This window comes from Nocardia sp. NPDC003726, from assembly GCF_053586955.1.
This window is the reverse complement of record NZ_JBSFNF010000045.1, coordinates 13,617-30,573: the sequence shown is the minus strand read 5'-3', so window position 1 is coordinate 30,573 and position 16,957 is coordinate 13,617. Positions and strand designations below refer to the sequence as shown.

At 70.5% G+C, this 16,957-nt stretch carries 9 protein-coding genes; 3 read left to right on the top strand and 6 right to left on the bottom strand.

Annotation, left to right across the window (positions count from 1 at the left end):
• Window positions 1–830 precede the first annotated feature (830 nt).
• On the top strand, window positions 831–2,564 hold the full coding sequence (locus ACWDMM_RS32705; RefSeq protein WP_449941370.1) for a glycerol-3-phosphate dehydrogenase/oxidase: 1,734 nt from the start codon (window positions 831–833) through the stop codon (window positions 2,562–2,564).
• Window positions 2,565–2,571: 7 nt separating this feature from the next.
• On the opposite strand, the gene ACWDMM_RS32700 is transcribed toward ACWDMM_RS32705, so the two are convergent.
• The 4 genes from ACWDMM_RS32700 to ACWDMM_RS32685 form a co-directional block, all read right to left on the bottom strand.
• Window positions 2,572–3,147: a TetR/AcrR family transcriptional regulator gene (locus ACWDMM_RS32700; protein WP_195080637.1), complete on the bottom strand. Its 576-nt coding sequence runs from the start codon at window positions 3,145–3,147 to the stop codon at window positions 2,572–2,574.
• 56 nt (window positions 3,148–3,203) lie between these two features.
• Window positions 3,204–4,565, bottom strand: coding sequence for a hydroxysqualene dehydroxylase HpnE (hpnE, locus tag ACWDMM_RS32695; protein ID WP_195080528.1), 1,362 nt, complete (start codon window positions 4,563–4,565; stop codon window positions 3,204–3,206).
• Between the two features lie 138 nt (window positions 4,566–4,703).
• A complete protein-coding gene (locus ACWDMM_RS32690) occupies window positions 4,704–5,486 on the bottom strand; it encodes a DNA-formamidopyrimidine glycosylase family protein (protein ID WP_449941366.1) in 783 nt (260 codons plus the stop codon).
• Between the two features lie 36 nt (window positions 5,487–5,522).
• Entirely contained in the window at window positions 5,523–10,415 is a 4,893-nt protein-coding gene (locus ACWDMM_RS32685; RefSeq protein ID WP_449941364.1) for an ATP-dependent helicase, read from the bottom strand.
• A 108-nt stretch (window positions 10,416–10,523) separates the two neighbouring features.
• On the opposite strand from ACWDMM_RS32685, the gene ACWDMM_RS32680 reads away from it, so the two are divergent.
• Window positions 10,524–11,069: a histidine phosphatase family protein gene (locus ACWDMM_RS32680; protein ID WP_067803408.1), complete on the top strand. Its 546-nt coding sequence runs from the start codon at window positions 10,524–10,526 to the stop codon at window positions 11,067–11,069.
• Between the two features lie 40 nt (window positions 11,070–11,109).
• On the opposite strand, the gene ACWDMM_RS32675 is transcribed toward ACWDMM_RS32680, so the two are convergent.
• A complete protein-coding gene (locus ACWDMM_RS32675) occupies window positions 11,110–12,276 on the bottom strand; it encodes a lipase family protein (protein WP_435406571.1) in 1,167 nt (388 codons plus the stop codon).
• A gap of 397 nt (window positions 12,277–12,673) precedes the next feature.
• Window positions 12,674–13,153, bottom strand: a complete 480-nt coding sequence (locus tag ACWDMM_RS32670; RefSeq protein ID WP_195080531.1) for a hypothetical protein — start codon at window positions 13,151–13,153, stop codon at window positions 12,674–12,676.
• Between the two features lie 289 nt (window positions 13,154–13,442).
• Between ACWDMM_RS32670 and ACWDMM_RS32665 the strand changes: the two genes are divergently transcribed.
• Entirely contained in the window at window positions 13,443–16,916 is a 3,474-nt protein-coding gene (locus ACWDMM_RS32665) for an indolepyruvate ferredoxin oxidoreductase family protein (protein ID WP_195080532.1), read from the top strand.
• Window positions 16,917–16,957 lie beyond the last annotated feature (41 nt).

Here is a 16,957-nt window from a genome sequence, read left to right as displayed (position 1 = left end):
GCGACCGCCGCTGGCGACTTCGTCGCGGACGCGGCGGCCACTCGGACGCGAGCCGGGCCGCGAACGGCGGATGCTCGGTCTCGCTTCGCTCGAAAGACGTGGTTGCGGTGGGTTGGGCGCGTAGATGTCGAAGGTCGGTATCGAGCGCACGCGGTCTGTGGTGGCCGGTATCGGCTCGGACGCGACCCGGGCCGCGAACGGCGCAGGCTCGGTCTGGCTTCCCTCAGCGGGGTGGTGGGGATGAGCTGGGGCGTCGGTGCCTCTTCGTTGGACGTCATGCGCTGCGCGGTCGGATGTCAGCTCGACCGGTCTGGGGACTCATGGCGTGCGCAAGTGGCCGTGGGGAGCAGGGCCGTCGTGGTCTGTAGGCGCCTGGTGGGCTGGGAGGTCGCTTCGGTGGTTTGTGCGTGCTGGCTACTGGCTGCTGGGTGCGAGTCGGGTGGGTGGTGCTCTGCGTGTCCGAGGCCCGCTCGGTCCACGGCGAGGACTTCGTGCGGTCGATCGGACATGCTTTGGCTGCGAATCGAGCAATGCTCGGTCTCGATCCGGTCGCACAGGGGTGCGGTGGCCGCCCATGACTCGATGTGCGGGTGACCGCTGAGGCGTGGGCGCGGATATCCGGTCGATGGGCTTGGTGGTGCGTGGGGCGCGGTGTCGGGTAGCTCACTGGGCCGGGGAATGGTTCGTCTCTCGGTTAGGGTTGAACTTGTTACCGATGAGTAGGGCGGGCGACACGGATCGGGGCGCGGGCGGTCGATTCGCGGCGGCTTCGCCTAGCCTGGAGCTGAACGCTCGATCGGACACATCCGCGTCGGCTGGAGGAGTCGAGCATGGCCAAGAAACCGGAATCGCAGCTTCTCGGGCGGGAGCAGCGCAGGGCGGCCTGGGAGCGCTTCGGCAAGGATCATTTCGATGTGGTCGTCGTCGGCGGGGGCGTGGTGGGGGCAGGCATCGCGCTGGACGCGGCGACCAGGGGCTTGCAGGTCGCGCTGGTCGAAGCCCGCGATTTCGCGTCCGGGACATCCAGCCGGTCGTCGAAGATGTTCCACGGCGGGCTGCGGTACCTCGAGCAGCTGGAGTTCGGCTTGGTGCGCGAGGCGCTGCGCGAGCGCGAGCTCACGCTGTCCATGCTGGCGCCGCACCTGGTCAAGCCGCTGCGCTTCCTGTATCCGCTGACCAATCGCGTGTGGGAGCGGCCGTACGTGGCGGCGGGCCTGGTGCTGTACGACACCATGGGCGGGGCGAAATCCGTGCCGGGACAGCGGCATCTCACTCGGGCGGGCGCGTTGCGGCTGGCGCCCGGATTGCGGCGCGATTCGCTGATCGGGGGTGTGAGCTACTACGACACGGTCGTCGACGACGCACGCCACACCATGATGGTGGCGCGCACGGCCGCGCACTACGGCGCGGTGATCCGCACGTCCACGCAGGTGGTGGGGTTCCTGCGCGAGGCCGACCGGGTGGTCGGCGTGAAGGTGCGCGACACCGAGGACGGACGCGCGGGCGAGGTCCGTGGCCATGTGGTGATCAACGCGACCGGCGTGTGGACCGACGAAGTGCAAGCCTTGTCGCATCAGCGCGGCCGGTTCCATGTGCGGGCTTCCAAGGGCGTGCACATCGTGGTGCCCCGCGACCGCATCGTGAGCGACACCGCGATCATCCTGCGCACCGCGACCTCGGTGCTGTTCGTCATCCCCTGGGGCGCGCACTGGATCATCGGCACCACCGACACCGACTGGAATCTCGACCTCGCGCATCCGGCCGCGACCAAGGCCGATATCGACTACCTGCTGGAACGGGTGAACGAGGTGCTGGTCCAGCCGCTCACGCCGGACGACATCGACGGCGTGTACGCGGGCCTGCGCCCGCTGCTGGCCGGGGAGAGCGACGAGACCTCCAAGCTCTCGCGCGAACATGCCGTCGCCCGGGTCGCGCCCGGGTTGGTCGGCATCGCCGGCGGCAAGTACACCACCTATCGCGTGATGGCCATCGACGCGATGGACGAAGCGGCGCAGGACATTCCGGCCCGCGTCTCGCCGTCGATCACCGCAAAGGTTCCGCTGCTCGGCGCCGACGGCTATTTCGCGCTGGTCAATCAGACGGTGCAGCTGGCCGAGAGCTACGGGGTGCATCCGTACCGGATCAAGCACCTGCTGGAGCGATACGGGTCGCTGATCTCCGAGGTCATCGCCTTCGCCGAGGACAAGCCCGAACTCCTGCAACCGATCACGGACGCGCCGTCCTACCTGCAGGTGGAGGCGGTCTACGCGGCGGCGGCCGAGGGCGCGCTGCATCTCGACGACATCCTGGCCCGCCGGACCAGGATCTCGATCGAGTATCCGCATCGCGGAGCCAACTGCGCGGAGCAGGTGGCCCGGCTGGTCGCGCCGGTCTTGGGCTGGGACGACGAGGAGATCGACCGGGAAGTGCGCACCTATCAGGCGCGGGTCGAGGCGGAGATCCGCTCGCAGACCCAACCGGACGACGCCTCCGCCGACGCCCTGCGGATCGCCGCGCCCGAGCCGCGCCCGCAGATTCTGGAGCCGGTGCCGTCGGAGGGCTGAGCGGTGATCAGTCCCGGTCGGCGCGCGCTTCCACCCCCATCGCCCAGGCGACCAGTGAGCGCAGGTAGCGCAGTACCAGTTCGTCCGGGTACTCGATCGGGTCGGTGAGGTGCAGCCGGGCCAGTTCCTCCATGGCGGCCAGCAGGATTCGCTCCGTCGGGCCGTTCGGATCCACGGTGACCCCGAGATAGCGGGACAGGTGGCGCGCGCCGATCGCACGCGCGTAGGCGCGACCGAGTGAGAGCCGCTCCCGCAGCTCCGGCGGCCCGCCGTCGAACGGGCTGAGCATGATGCGCCAGCTGGTCGGCGCGGCGTGCAGATAGTCGAGGATGCCGCGGCCGACCCGGTCCACGTCACCGTGATCCCAGTCCACGCTGCGCACACCGGCGAACGCGATGGCCGATTCGCGGTCCAGCAGCGCCGACGTCAGCCCGGACAGATCGGTGAACTGCTGATACACCAGCGCGCGAGCCACCCGCGCCTCGCGGGCAACCCGCTCGATGCTGACCGCGCCGAAGCCTTCGGTGGCGACGATGTCGCGCGCCACGTTCAGCAGTTGGGTGCGGCGGTCGGCGGCGGACATCCTGCGCTTGGGCCGCGCCTCGGTGGTGCCGCGCTCGGCCGTGGAGCGATCCGTGGTCACGCCGTCGAAGGTAGCTCGAGCAGCAGTTCGACCGCCCGCGCCGCACTCTGCACCGCGCTCTCCATCGTCGCCGACCAGTCGGTGGCGGTCCAGTCGCCCGCGAGCGCCAAGGTGGGCACCGAAGTGCGCTGGTCCGGTCGCAACGCGTGGTTGCCGACGACTTGCGAGAAGGTGGCTTTCGGCATGCGCACGACTTGGGCCTGCACCACGTTCGCCGCTCGCGCCGCCGGATAGTAGCGGCGAAGCAACGCCATCTGCTCGGCGACGATCTCGTCGCTGGACTTGTGGATCTGCTCGTAGGCGCCGCTGGTGGTCAGGCAGTACAGCCATGCCTTCTCGGTGCTGCGCCCGGTCATCCGCTGGCGATCGAAGACCTCGTCGATGACGCCGGTGCCTCCGATCAGCGCCTCGAACTCGGCCGTGGTCCCCAGCGGGCGGTCGAGATAGAGATTGGTGCTGACGATCGGCGTGTAACCCAGTTTGTCGGCCGCCGCGTAGATCTCGGCGTGCTCGGGCAGTTCGTCGAGCAAGCCGCCGATGTTCGAGTTGGGCACGGCGCACACCACCGCGTCGGCCGGGATCGTGCTGCCGTCGGCCAACGCGACGCCCGTCACCTTTCCGTCCGCGATATGGATACGGCGGGCAACGGCCCGGTAGCGCACTTCCACACCGTGCTTCTCGAAGACCCGCAGCGCCCCGGTGACATACAACGTGTCCAGATCGGTGGTGGGATAACCGATGTCGACGGCCTGCCGGTGACGCAGGCCCAGCCGGATGCCGGTGGCCAGTACATCGGCGAACACCTTCGCCGACTCCCGCTGCACCGGCTCCGCCGCGATGCCGAGGGCCAGCCAATCCCACAATGCCTCACGGGCTTTGGCGGGCATGCCGACCCGGTCGAACCATTGTTCCGTGGTGAGGTCGGGCAGGTCGGCGGGTTGGTGCAGGCACTGCCAGCCGAGCCGGAGCGTGGCGATCGTCGCGCGCACGCGCTCGAGCGGGTTCGCGTCGGGATGCGCGCCGGACAGCGTGCGCAGTGCGGCGATTCCTTTGGTGCGCATGGTGACGCTGCGCCCGCCGGGCCAGCGCAGTGTGCCGCCGTGGGGGAAAGCGACGTATTGGCGTGTGCCGACGCTCGTCAGATAGCGGAACAGGTGGTCGTATCCGCTGGCGATCACGTGCTGGCCGTTGTCCGGCGGATCGTCCACCGCCTCGGCGCGCATGGCGTGGGTGCGTCCGCCGAGCCTGCCTCTGCGCTCGAGCAGGGTGACCTGCTTGCCCGCCTCCGCCAGCCAGACCGCCGAGGCGAGCCCGGCCAGTCCGCCACCGATCACCACGTATCGCCGTGGGTCGCTCATGCTGCCTCCCGTCATAACTGACAATTTGTAAGTTAGGTGGGCGGGAGGTGCGCGTCAAGAGTTGTCGGCTGATATCGACTGGGACACAGCGATTCACCGGAGCGGCGGATCACTGCGTCCGGATGCCGGGAGAAACGATCATTCCGCCGGAACAGGCTGACAGCGAGGGCAGAAGAAGATGCCGCGCTCCCGCTGCACCACCCGGTCGTAATCCGGTGCGCTGTCACCGAGTAGGCCGGCCACGAGTGGGGTGCCGCAGCGCTGGCACGGGCGATGGGTACGGCCATAGGCCAGAGGGCGCCGGGGCGGCTTCGCGACCGCCTCGGTGAGAATGCGATGTGCTTCGTTGACCAAGGCCAGCAGATCCGGGACATCCCCCACCCTGGTCGCGGGGTGGACGCGGCGCAGAAAGCAGACCTCGCTGCGGAAGATGTTCCCGATACCGGCCAGATTGCGCTGGTCCAGCAGGGCGACGCCGATGGGCTGGTCGGGATACCGCTCCAGTCGCCGGACGGCTTCCGCCGCATCCCAATCCGGGCCGAGCAGGTCGGGGCCGAGATGGTCGACGACGCGGTGCTCGTCGCGTACCCGCACGACCTCGACGGTGCCCAAGGAGAATCCGACGGCCTCGACATCCCCGGTGCTCAACACCACCCGCGCGGCGACGCGGGGTTTCGTCCAGCGCTGACCGCAGTGGAACACCCGCCAGCTGCCCTCCATCTTCAAATGGGTGTGCACACTCACGATCGGCGTCCGGATGAACAGGTGCTTGCCGTAACTGCCGACGCTCTCGACCACCTGACCGCGCAGGTCGACCGTGGCGTACCGCGGGACACGAAAATCGCTGCGCGTCAGTTCTTTTCCCACCAAGGCCGCGCGGAGCCGCTTCGCGGCCAGGAAGACGGTGTCCCCCTCAGGCATGGGGCGACTCCGGTGCGTCGGCGTAGGGTCGCGGGCTCACGGGCGGCTCCGGAGGCGCAGGCCGCGCGGAGTGGCGGAGAAACCCGCTTCGGTGAGGAATCCGGCGAACGTGTTGCCGTGCACGGTCTCTCCGTTGACCCGATCGATGACCAGCGAGTCCACCCTGCGGCGGCGGACCAGGTCGGCGAGCGCCGCGGCGGCGGCGCGGCGGGCGTCGGGGTCCTCGGTGAAGGTGAGCAGGGTCTTGCCGCCCCGCTCCAGGTACAAGACCAGTTCGCCGTCGACGAGCACGACCAGCGCCCCGGCTTTGCGTCCCGGGCGATGCCCGCCCTCGACGTCGCTCTTCGGCCAGGCCAGTGCCGCGCCGTACGGGTTCGCCGGATCGCAGGCGGCCAGCGCCAGCACCGTGCCGGTGGGCTCCCTGGACTCGGGACGGGCGCGTTCTGGGTCGAAGGAGCGCAGCCGGTCCACCACATCGGTGGTGGAGAACTGCGCGCCGCCCAGCGAATCGACGAAATAGCCGCGACGGCAGCGGCCACGGTCCTCGAACTCGGTGAGCACCCGATACATCAGCGCGAACCCGCCCGGTACGCCTTCGTTCTGTACCGACCCCCTGGTCAGCACGCCGTAGCGCTCCAAGAGCAGATCCGCGGTCGCGTGGGCGCGCAGCGTGTTGTCCGAGATCCGCTCCGGGAGCAGGGACCAGCGCCCGGCGACCGACGGCGGGCCGGAACGGGTGGGCATGCTCGGCCGGGGCAGGTAGGCCCGCCCCCGCGGCGCGCGCCGGGGCGTGCGGTGGGCCGTGGTGGTCCGGGTTGTGCCGGACAGCAGTGCTCGCACCGGCGCGAACGTGTCACCGGAAACCATTCCGGCCCAGACCAGTTCCCACAGTGCCGAGGCCGCCGCGCTGTCGTCGAGCAGGCCGGTGGCGTCGGAGAGCTGGCGGAAGAAGTACGCGCCGCCGCCCTGCGGCACGGGGATCAGGCGTTCCGCGGGAGCAGCGGAGACCGGATTCCCCACACCGGCCGCGTCTTCCGGACCGACCGGTGATCGTCTTCCACGTCGGCCGTCGCCCGACCCGTTCGGTGTGGCGCTACCAGGGGGCTCGGCCACATCGGAGCGCCGGTGCGCGCCGTGACCGTCGGCCGCGCTGCCGATGGGCGGATCCGGCTCGTCCAACGGCACGGGCACTCGATCTTCCGCTCGGCCGGGTGGCGTCCACGGCACGAAGGTCGCGCCCAGCGCGGCGAGCAGGCGCAACTGGACCTCGGTGAGCTCGATGTCGTCCGGCGGCGCGAGGCTGAACGGCGCCTGCTCGGCCGGATGCAGCGCGATCCAGCCGTCCTTGGCGGTGATCGCGCCGTGCCCGGACCAGATCACCTCGCCGGTCGCCATGAGTTCGTCGAGCATGGCGGGGGTGTAGTCGCGCACCCGCGCGGGCAGGACGAGCGATTCCCAGGCCGACGCGGGGATCGGCACGCCCGCGAGCTGTTCCACCACGGCCGCTACGCCGTCGACGCCGCGCAGCTCGCCACTGCCGACGTGCTGCCAGGACGGGAGAAATCGTCCGAACGCGGCGGTCGAGACCGGCTCGACCTCATGTCTCGCGGCGGCGAGCGACCTGCGGCGCAGTCGGCGCAGCACCTGCGTGTCGCACCATTCCGACCCGGCCGCCCCCGGCGTGAATTCGCCCTCGACCACGCGTTTCTCCGCGGCGAGCCGATGCAGCGCGGTAGCGGCGACCGCGGTGCCGAGGCCGAACCTGGCCGCCACCGCCTCCGTGCCGAACGGGCCGTGGGTGCGGGCATAGCGGCCGATCAGATCGCCGAGCGGATCGGCCACCGGCTCGATGAACGCCGACGGCGTGCCGATCGGCAGCGGAACCCCGAGCGCGTCGCGCAGCCGGGCCGCGTCCTCGACCGCGACCCACCAGGTGCGCCCCGCGAAGGAGACCTCCAGCGCACGACGGGCGGACACCAGGCTCTCGAACCAGCCGACGGGGTCGTCCTCGCAGCGCTCGGCGGCTTCGGCGGCGGTGAGCGGCCCGAGCAGCCGCAGCAGATCCGCCAGACCCTCGGCGTCGCGCGCGTGCCGCTCGGGGGTGAGCCGCTGCAGTTCGCGCTCGGTCTGCTCGATGACCGCGGCGTCGAGCAGTTCGCGCAGCTCGACCCGGCCGAGCAGTTCGGCGAGCAGGCCGGAATCGAGCGACAGCGCGGCGGCGCGCCGCTCGGCCAGCGGGCTGTCGCCGTCGTACATGAACTGCCCGATGTAGTCGAACAGCAGAGCGTTGGCGAACGGTGACGGCGTCGCGGTCTCCACCTCGACCAGCCGTATCCGCCGCCGCCCCACCTGGCCGAGCAGTTCGCGCAGCGACGGCAGGTCGTAGACGTCGCGCAAGCATTCGCGCACCGTCTCCAACAGGATCGGGAACTCGGGAAACTTGCGCGCCACGTCCAGCAACTGGGCCGAGCGCTGCCGCTGCTGCCACAGCGGGGCTCGTTTGCCCGGGTCGCGGCGCGGCAGCAGCAGTGCGCGCGCGGCGCATTCCCGGAATCGGGAGGCGAACAGCGCCGAGCCGCCCACTTGCTCGGTGACGATGTCGTCGATCTCGTCGGCCTCGAAGACGAACAGTTCGGCGCCGGGCGGATCGTCGGTGGTGTCGGGCAGCCGCACGACGATGCCGTCGTCGGAGGCGTTCGGCGCGGCGTCGACGCCGAACCGCTCCCGCAACCGCGCGCCGATGGCCAGCGCCCACGGGGCGTGCACCGGGAGGCCGTAGGGCGAGTGCAGCACCAGCCGCCAGTCGCCGAGTTCGTCGCGGAACCGCTCCACCACCAGGGTGCGGTCGGTGGGCAGGTGGCCGGTCGCGGTGCGCTGTTCGTCCAGGAGAGTCAGGAGATTGGCGGTCGCGTTGTCGTCCAGACCGGCGGAGAGCATGAGGTCCGCGACCGGCTCCTGCACCGCTACGGCAGCCGCGCCGCCCGTGTCGATGCTCTTCGGAAACGACTGCGCGCGAGTTCTTTTGGACGTTTTCGGCGGTGTACCGCCGTCGCGCCGCGACGTCTTCTCCGCACTCGCCGGTCCTGCGGCGCGGTCCTGCGCGACCGTGCGCACGAACTCGCCGAGCGCCGCGCCGAGTTCGGCGGGGCGACCCAGCCCGTCACCGTGCCAGAACGGCAACCGGCCCGGCTGCCCGAACGCGGGCGTCACCAGCACCCGATCGAAGGTGATCTCCTCGATCCGCCAGCTCGTCGCCCCGAGCGCGAACACGTCGCCGACCCGGGACTCGTACACCATCTCCTCGTCGAGTTCCCCGACCCTCGAGGCCTTCTCGCCCACCATGTACACCGCGAACATGCCGCGATCGGGAATCGCTCCGCCCGAGGTCACGGCCAGCCGCTGCGCGCCGGGCCGCCCGGTGAGGGTGCCCGCGTCGCGATCCCAGACCAGCCGGGGACGCAGTTCGGCGAACTCGTCGGAGGGATACCGCCCGGAGAGCAGGTCGAGCACCGATTCGTAGGCCGAGCGCGGCAGCGAGGCGTAACTGCCTGTGCCGCGCACGACGTCGAACCACGCGTCGACGTCGATCGGGTCGAGCGCGCAGGCGGCGACGGTCTGCTGCGCGAGGATGTCCAGCGGATGCGCCGGGATCTGGATCGCCTCGATCTGCCCGGCCGTCATCCGCTGCGACGCCACCGCGCAGTGGATGACGTCGGTGCGGTGTTTGGGAAAGATCACCCCGCGCGAGATCTCGCCGACCTGATGCCCCGCCCGGCCGATCCGCTGCAACCCGCTCGCCACCGATGGCGGGGCCTCCACCTGGACCACCAGGTCCACCGCGCCCATGTCGATGCCCAGTTCCAAGCTGCTGGTCGCGACCACGCAGCGCAGCCGCCCGCTCTTGAGATCGTCCTCGATCAGCGCTCGCTGCTCCTTGCTGACCGAGCCGTGGTGCGCGCGCGCCAGCAACGGCCCGGCGCCGTGGATCACCTCGGTGGACGGGCCGAGCTGGGCGGGCGGCTTGTGCTCGGTCTCCACCGGCTCGCCCAGCCGCGCCGCGTACGCCTCGTTCAGCCGGGCGGTGAGCCGCTCGGCCAGCCTGCGGGAGTTCGCGAACACGATCGAGGACCGGTGCTCGAGCACCAGGTCGACGATCGCCTCGTCCACGTGCGGCCAGATCGATCCAGGCTGGTCGGAGTCGCCCGGCTCGGTCATGTCCGCCACCGGCACGCGCACCGACAGGTCGAACGTCTTCGGCGCTTGCGGCGCGACCAGCGTGATCGGCGCGTTGCCGACCAGGAACCGCCCCACCTCCTCCGGCGGCCGTACCGTCGCCGACAGCCCGATGCGCTGGGCGGGCCGCTCGGTCAGCAGATCCAGTCGCGCCAGCGACAGCGCCAGGTGCGAACCGCGCTTGGAGCCGGCGATCGCGTGCACCTCGTCCACGATCACCGTGCGCACCTCCCGCAGCGTCTCGCGCGCGGCCGAGGTGAGCATGAGGAACAGCGACTCCGGCGTGGTGATCAGGATGTCGGGCGGGGTGCGCAGCATGGACCGCCGATCCGACGCGCTGGTGTCGCCGGAGCGGACGCCGACGGTGATCTCCGGGGGCTGTAGTCCCAGGCGCTTGGCGGTCTGCGTGACACCGACCAGCGGCGCACGCAGATTGCGTTCCACGTCCACCGCCAGCGCCTTCAACGGGGACACGTACAGCACCGAGGTGCCCGCCCGCTCCGGCCGCCGCTCCCGGCCCGCCAGCTGGTCTATCGCCCACAGGAACGCCGAGAGGGTCTTGCCGGACCCGGTGGGCGCGACGACCAAGGTGTGCTCGCCCGCCGCGATCGCCTTCCACGCCCCGAGCTGAGCGGAGGTCGGCGCGGGGAACGCGCCGTCGAACCACTCCTGGGTCGCGCGGGAGAACTGGGCCATGGGTTCAGTGTGCACCGGCGCACCGACAAGCACGCCGGTACCGATTCGCGACCGAACCCGCGAGCAAACGAACAGCGTCCGCCGAGGGCGGCCCGTACGCTTCGACAGGTGCAAAAGGTGCTCAGACTCGACCTGGTCAGCCATGGGATGACCGAGGCGATGCGGAAGGCACGTTTCCCGGTCGACGAATCGCTCACCGAGGCGGGCAGGCGGGCGGTGGCCGGGTGCGGCCCGCTCACCGCCCAGCGGGTGCTCACCGGCCCGGAACGCAGGACGGTGGAGACCGCCGCGTTGCTGGGATTGCCGGGCGAGGAGGACAACCGGCTGCGCGACCTGGACGCGGGCGCCTGGCGCGGCGGCGAACTGATGTCGGTGCCCCAGGACGAACTCTATGCCTGGCTGACCGACCCGGCGTTCCGCGGGCACGGCGGCGAATCCGTGCTGGACGTGATCGAACGGACCAGGCTGTGGATGGCCGAGGTCGCCGCGCGGTCGGTGTCCACGATCGCGGTCACCCACCCGGCGGTCGTGCGGGCCGCGCTGCTGGTGACGCTGGACGCCCCGCCGAAATCGTTCTGGCGGATCGACATCCCTCCCGGCAGCGTCACCCGCCTGCACTATCGCGGCGAATGGACATTGCACTTCACCGCCTGAGCGGCCCGGGACAGGCACTCCCGGGCCGCTTCGATCGGGTTCAGCAGCTGGTCGGTGCGGGTTCGCCGCGGAACCTGGCCTCCACGTAGTTCCACGCGTCCGCGAATCCGGCGGCCGCCGCGGTCATGTGCTCGGAGATGTCGACGGTGTGGAACGTCACCGGCGCACCCGCCTTGCAGTACCGGTCGGCGACCTCGGCGACGGGTTTGTAGAAGGTGAGTTCGTCGAACCGGCCCTGCCACAGATAGGTCGGCACGGCCGGCACGCCGTCGAAGTACCGCAGGCTGTTCTCGCGCAGCACCGCGTGCGCCTCCGGGCTGTCCATCAGGCTCTTGGACGCCGCCATCTGCTCCGCGCTGCGGAAGGCGCCGTGGAAGAGCAGGAACCTGCGGCAGGCGTCGTGAGTGAATTCCCGGAACCACAGACCGTTCTCGTTGAGCTGATCCGAGATCGGCAGCCGATCCGGGTACTCCCGTTCCAGCCCCATGGCGGCGGCGAAAGCCAGGCCGAACCCCGGGTGCGGCTCGAAGCCGAGCGACATCGCCATTTCCTCCAGATCGGCGGGGATGCCGCCGGCAACGGCGGTGGTGAGCTTCAGATCCGGAGCGTAGGTGGGCTGCATGGCGGCGGCCCACGCGGTGGCCATGCCGCCGCCGGAGTAGCCCGCTATGGCGACGGGAGAGTCGGACAACCCGAGTTCGGCGACCTTGCGAACGGCCCTGACGCTGTCGAGGGTCATCATGCCGGCCAGGCGCGCCGCGCCGTACGCGGAGGTAGGGCCGAGATAGTCCGGCAACGAGATCGCCCATCCGCGTCCGATGGGCAGCATCGCGCCGACCGCGTCCTGCAGTTCGCCGTTGAACAGCGAGCGCGACGGATTGCACTGGGTGCCGAGCGAATTGATCAGCGCCTGGTAGGAGACCAGCGGCGGGTTCTTCACACCGGCGGGCATCAGGACGGTCGTGATGCCCATGACGGGGTTGCCCTGCGAATTCGTGGAGCGGAATGCCACTTGCCAGCCCTCGGTCCCGACATACATACCGGTGTCGATCCTGCGGGCCCGCACGACGTCGCCGGGGGCGAGCGCCCCCAGGTCGGGCGGCGCCGCGTAGAAGGGGTCGGGATCAGGAGTGGGATACAGGGGCTGAGCCGTCGCTGGCAGGCCGAGCAGGCCCAGCGAGACGATGCTCACCAGCAGGATCGCGATCCGGAACGGAACTCTGGACACGGGTTTCCTTCGAAAGTCAGCCGTCACCGACCCACCGTCGCGCGGCCTGCCGGCCACGGCGCCAGTGCTTCGGACGGATCGGCACTACACGGAAAGCCGCAGCGAACCTTCGCTGCGGGGCAGAGCGGAAGGAACCGCCGCCGCAGCGACCCTGAGTCGATCATGGCGGACTGCCGCACCTCCTTCGACTCCGGGACCGCCGGTAGCCGCGAAGGCGGCACCATCCGCTGCGAAAATAGCGCCCGACCCCCGCCTGGCGCCGCACCGGAACAGACGAACCGGACAACTCACAATGCCCGGGGCTCGCCATTCGACAAGATCACTAACGGGGGCGGCCTACCCGGTCGCGCGTCGGCCCTGCCCCTCGTCGTGTGGCTCATGTGAAGCTGAGCACCGTCCGTCCGCCCAGCGGGCGTTGCAGGTCCACGACGACCACGCCGTACTCGCGCTTCTGCTCCGGGTTCGCGCCCTGGCACGGCGGCATGCCGCGATGCAGACCGTGGATCAGCCGCACGTTCACCCGGTCGGCGGATTCCTCCACCCGCGCGGTGAACCCGATGCTCGGACAGCCGACCGGGCCGGGGATGTGGATGCCGAGCTTGTCCGTCCCGTCCTCGGTGTCGTACTCCGAGAAGGGCAGTGCCGAACTGGATTCCAGATCCGCGGCATGCGGGATGACGACCATCGTCCCGCCCGCGAATCGCCGTGGTCCCGGGTCGGCAGGCATTCCCGCCGCCGCTTCCTCGGTGCGCTCCGCGGTGGCGGGCACGGCCGGGTCCGCTTGCTGCCCGCACGCGGTCAGCGTTCCGAAGGTCAGAGCGGCGACGATCGCCGTGCCCATCCTGCGCAGTGCCACCTTTCCACCTTCACACAGGTGGGCGCGCGTGCGGCGGAGGATGCGCGGTGTGGCACGGGTGCGGCTCACCGGCGGACGGCCGGATCGACGCGCCGCGGTGGTGTGCGCGTCGTCACATGCACCTCGCACTGTGCTTAGCTCGTGCCCATCCGAGTACCTCTTGAATGTGCATACTGCTCAATTTGACACGTAAAGGTTGTGCGTTCAGTTCTTCAGGACCACGATATCGGCAACAAGTGCTCAACAAGGCTCAGCGCCGGACCGGCGCCGGGCAGACGGGTGGATCCCTATGACCGAGCTCGCCGACCGCGATCTGACCGCGGCTGCCTACGACCTGGCCGACCGTTACCGCGTCGGCTCGGGGACCGTTGTCCTCACCGGCGTGCAGGCCATCGCGCGGCAGCTGGTCGAGCAGCATGTGCGCGATCTGCGCGCCGGGCGGCGGGTGGGCACGTTCGTGTCCGGGTATCAGGGCAGTCCGCTCGGCGGCGTCGACAAGATGCTGTCCGGCATGCCGGAGGTGCTCGCCGAGCACGACATCTCGTTCGTCCCGGGATTGAACGAGGAACTGGCCGCGACCTCCGTGTGGGGCAGCCAGGCGGATCTGCCCGCGGGGAGGCCGACCCACGACGGCGTCGTCGGCGTCTGGTACGGCAAAGGCCCCGGCCTCGACCGCGCGACCGACGCGCTGCGCCACGCCAACATGTACGGGGTGAATCCGCGCGGCGGCGTCCTGCTGCTGGTCGGTGACGATCCGGCGGCCAAGTCCTCCACCGTGCCCGCGGTGAGTGAGCGCTCGTTGGCCGCGATGAACATTCCCGTGCTGTTCCCGCGCAACGCCCGCGAGGTCGTCACCATGGGCCTGCACGGCGTCGCCCTCTCGCGCGCGTCGGGCTGCCTGGTGGCCTTGAAGATCGTCGCCGACGTCGCCGACGGCGCGTGGACGGTGGACGGTTCGGTGGGTGACATCGATATCGTCATGCCCGAAATCGAGTGGGAAGGGCGGCGATTCCACTACCGGCAGCGTCCGATGGCCGCGCCGGCCGACAGCCTGCTCGCCGAGGCCGACCTCTACGGCCCCCGCTGGGAACTGGTGCGCGCCTACAGCACCCGCAACGGGCTCGACGTGATCGAGGTCGACCCGGCCCGCGCCACGATCGGCATCGCCGCCACCGGCACCACCTTCGACGCGGTCCGCCAAGCGCTGCTCGACCTCGGCGCCGACGACGACGCTCTGTACGGCGCGGGTATCCGCCTGCTGCGCATCGGAATGCCGTATCCCGTCGCGCCGGACCGGGTCCGGGAGTTCGCCGCCGGGCTCGACCGGCTGATCGTCGTCGAGGACAAGACCGCGTTCGTCGAGACCCAGATTCGCGACATCCTCTACGGCGTCGCGGGCGCACCCGAGATCCTCGGCAAGCGCGATCACGCCGGCCGCCCGCTGTTCGCCGCCGACGGCGAACTGACCTCGGGACGCATCGCCGCGCCGCTGCGCCGCCTGCTCGACGGGCGCCTCGAACTGAAACGCCCGCTGCCGCAGCCGCTGTCGCTGTCGGTGCTGCCCGCCAAGCGCGCGGCCTACTTCTGCAGCGGTTGCCCGCACAACCGTTCCACCGCTGTCCCGGAGGGCTCGCTGGCGGGCGGCGGCATCGGCTGCCACACGTTGGTGACCATGTCCGGCCGTAGCGACAGCAAGGTCACCGGGCTCACCCAGATGGGCGGGGAGGGCGCGCAGTGGATCGGCCAGGCGCCGTTCACCGACGTGCCGCACCTGTTCCAGAACATCGGCGACGGAACGTATTTCCACTCCGGCCAGCTCGCCGTGCAGGCGTGCGTCGCCGCGGGCGTGAACATCACGTTCAAGCTGCTGCACAACGACGTGGTCGCGATGACCGGCGCGCAGCACGCCGAGGGCGCGCTCACGGTGCCGATGCTCACCCACAAGCTCGCGATCGAGGGCGTCCGGCGCATCATCGTCTGCGCCGACGAGCCAGAGCGCTACCGCAAGCGCGATCTCGCGCCCGGCACCTCGCTGTGGCACCGCGACCGGCTCGACGAAGCGCAGCGCGCGCTGCGCGAGGTCCCCGGCGTCACGGTGCTGATCTACGACCAGCACTGCGCGGCCGACGCGCGACGGCAGCGCAAGCGCGGCGCCCTGCCGGTGCGCCGCACCCGGGTGGTCGTCAACGAGGCGGTGTGCGAAGGCTGCGGTGACTGCGGTGTCCAGAGCAACTGCCTGTCGGTGCAGCCGGTGGACACCGAGTTCGGACGCAAGACGCGGATCGACCAGACCTCGTGCAACACCGACTACAGCTGCCTGAAGGGCGACTGTCCCGCGTTCGTCACGGTGGAGCTGCCCGATCCGGCCGAGCGGAAGCCGCGCGGAGCCGGTCGCGCGCCGCGGCCGCCGCGGCTGCCGGAACTCGTGCACGAACCGCCGGCGACCACGCAGAACGTCTTCCTCGCCGGCATCGGCGGCACCGGCATCGTCACCGTCAACCAGGTCCTGGCGACCGCCGCGATGCGCGCCGGGTACGAGGTGGCGAGCCTGGACCAGATCGGCATGAGTCAGAAGGCCGGGCCGGTGGTCTCGCACCTGCGTTTCGCCGTCGGCGCGCTGGAACCGGCCAACCGGCTGGCCCCCGCCTCCGCCGACTGCATCGTGGCCTTCGATCTGCTGGCCGCCACCGACAACAAGAATCTGGCCTACGGCAGTGCCGCGACGACCGTCTCGGTCGCCTCCACCAGCGAGACCCCGACCGGGGACATGGTCTACGACCGGTCCGTCACCTATCCCGGCGAGGGGGTGCTGCTGCGGCGATTGGAACAGGTTTCGCGTTCGGTGCGGTCCTTCGACGCCCTCGCCGCCGCGGAGGCGCTCTTCGGCAACACCGCCGCCGCGAACTTCCTGCTGGTCGGCGCCGCCTACGAGACCGGCGGTCTGCGGCTGCCCGGCTGGGCGATCGAGGAGGCCATCGAGATCAACGGCGTTGCCGTGGACGCCAACCTCGCGGCCTTCCGCTGGGGCCGGGTCGCGATCGCGCGGCCCGATGAGTTCGCCGCGGCCACCACCCGCCGCACGACCGAACCCACCCCTGTGGAGGTGCCCGCGGACCTGTTCGACGGGCTGACCGCGACGGGCGAGACGCGGCGGCTGGTCGAGCTGCGGGCCGTCGAACTGATCGGCTTCCAGAGCGTCGCGGTGGCGCGCGACTACGTCGCCACGATGCAACGCGTATGGGCTGCCGAGCGCCGGGTGACCGACCGCACCGAGTTCAGCGAACAGGTGGCGCGCGGGCTGTACAAATTCACGGCGTACAAGGACGAGTACGAGGTGGCGCGCCTGCTCACCGATCCGGCGTTTCTGGCCGAGGTCGCCGCGCAGGTGCCCGACGGGGCGAATCTCACCTATCGGCTGCACCCGCCGGTCCTGCGCGCGCTGGGACGCAAGGACAAGATCGGGATGGGACCGGGCAGCCACTTCGCCCTGCGCTTGCTCGCCAAGGGCAAACGCCTGCGCGGCACCAAGCTCGATCCGTTCGGATACGCGCACGTGCGACGCGTGGAACGCGAGTTGCGGGCGCACTACACCGCGATGGTGACAGACCTCGCGGAGGCGCTGGACCGATCGGGCTACGACCGCGCGGTGCGTGCGGCGGCCCTCGCCGACGTGGTGCGCGGATATGAGGACATCAAGCTCGCCAACGTCGCCGACTACGCCGAACGCCTGCGGGAACTCGGTATCGAGCCGCCGCGCTGCTAGCGGCTGCGCGGCCCGCGGGGTGGGCGGGCGCGGCGTGGGTG

Excerpts from the sequence above, each read along its gene's own strand:
- hpnE (WP_195080528.1), bottom strand. The coding sequence starts at position 4,565 with ATGAGCGACCCACGGCGATACGTGGTGATCGGTGGCGGACTGGCCGGG.
- ACWDMM_RS32705 (WP_449941370.1), top strand. The coding sequence starts at position 831 with ATGGCCAAGAAACCGGAATCGCAGCTTCTCGGGCGGGAGCAGCGCAGG.
- ACWDMM_RS32690 (WP_449941366.1), bottom strand. The coding sequence starts at position 5,486 with ATGCCTGAGGGGGACACCGTCTTCCTGGCCGCGAAGCGGCTCCGCGCG.
- ACWDMM_RS32665 (WP_195080532.1), top strand. The coding sequence starts at position 13,443 with ATGACCGAGCTCGCCGACCGCGATCTGACCGCGGCTGCCTACGACCTG.
- ACWDMM_RS32700 (WP_195080637.1), bottom strand. The coding sequence starts at position 3,147 with ATGTCCGCCGCCGACCGCCGCACCCAACTGCTGAACGTGGCGCGCGAC.
- ACWDMM_RS32685 (WP_449941364.1), bottom strand. The coding sequence starts at position 10,415 with ATGGCCCAGTTCTCCCGCGCGACCCAGGAGTGGTTCGACGGCGCGTTC.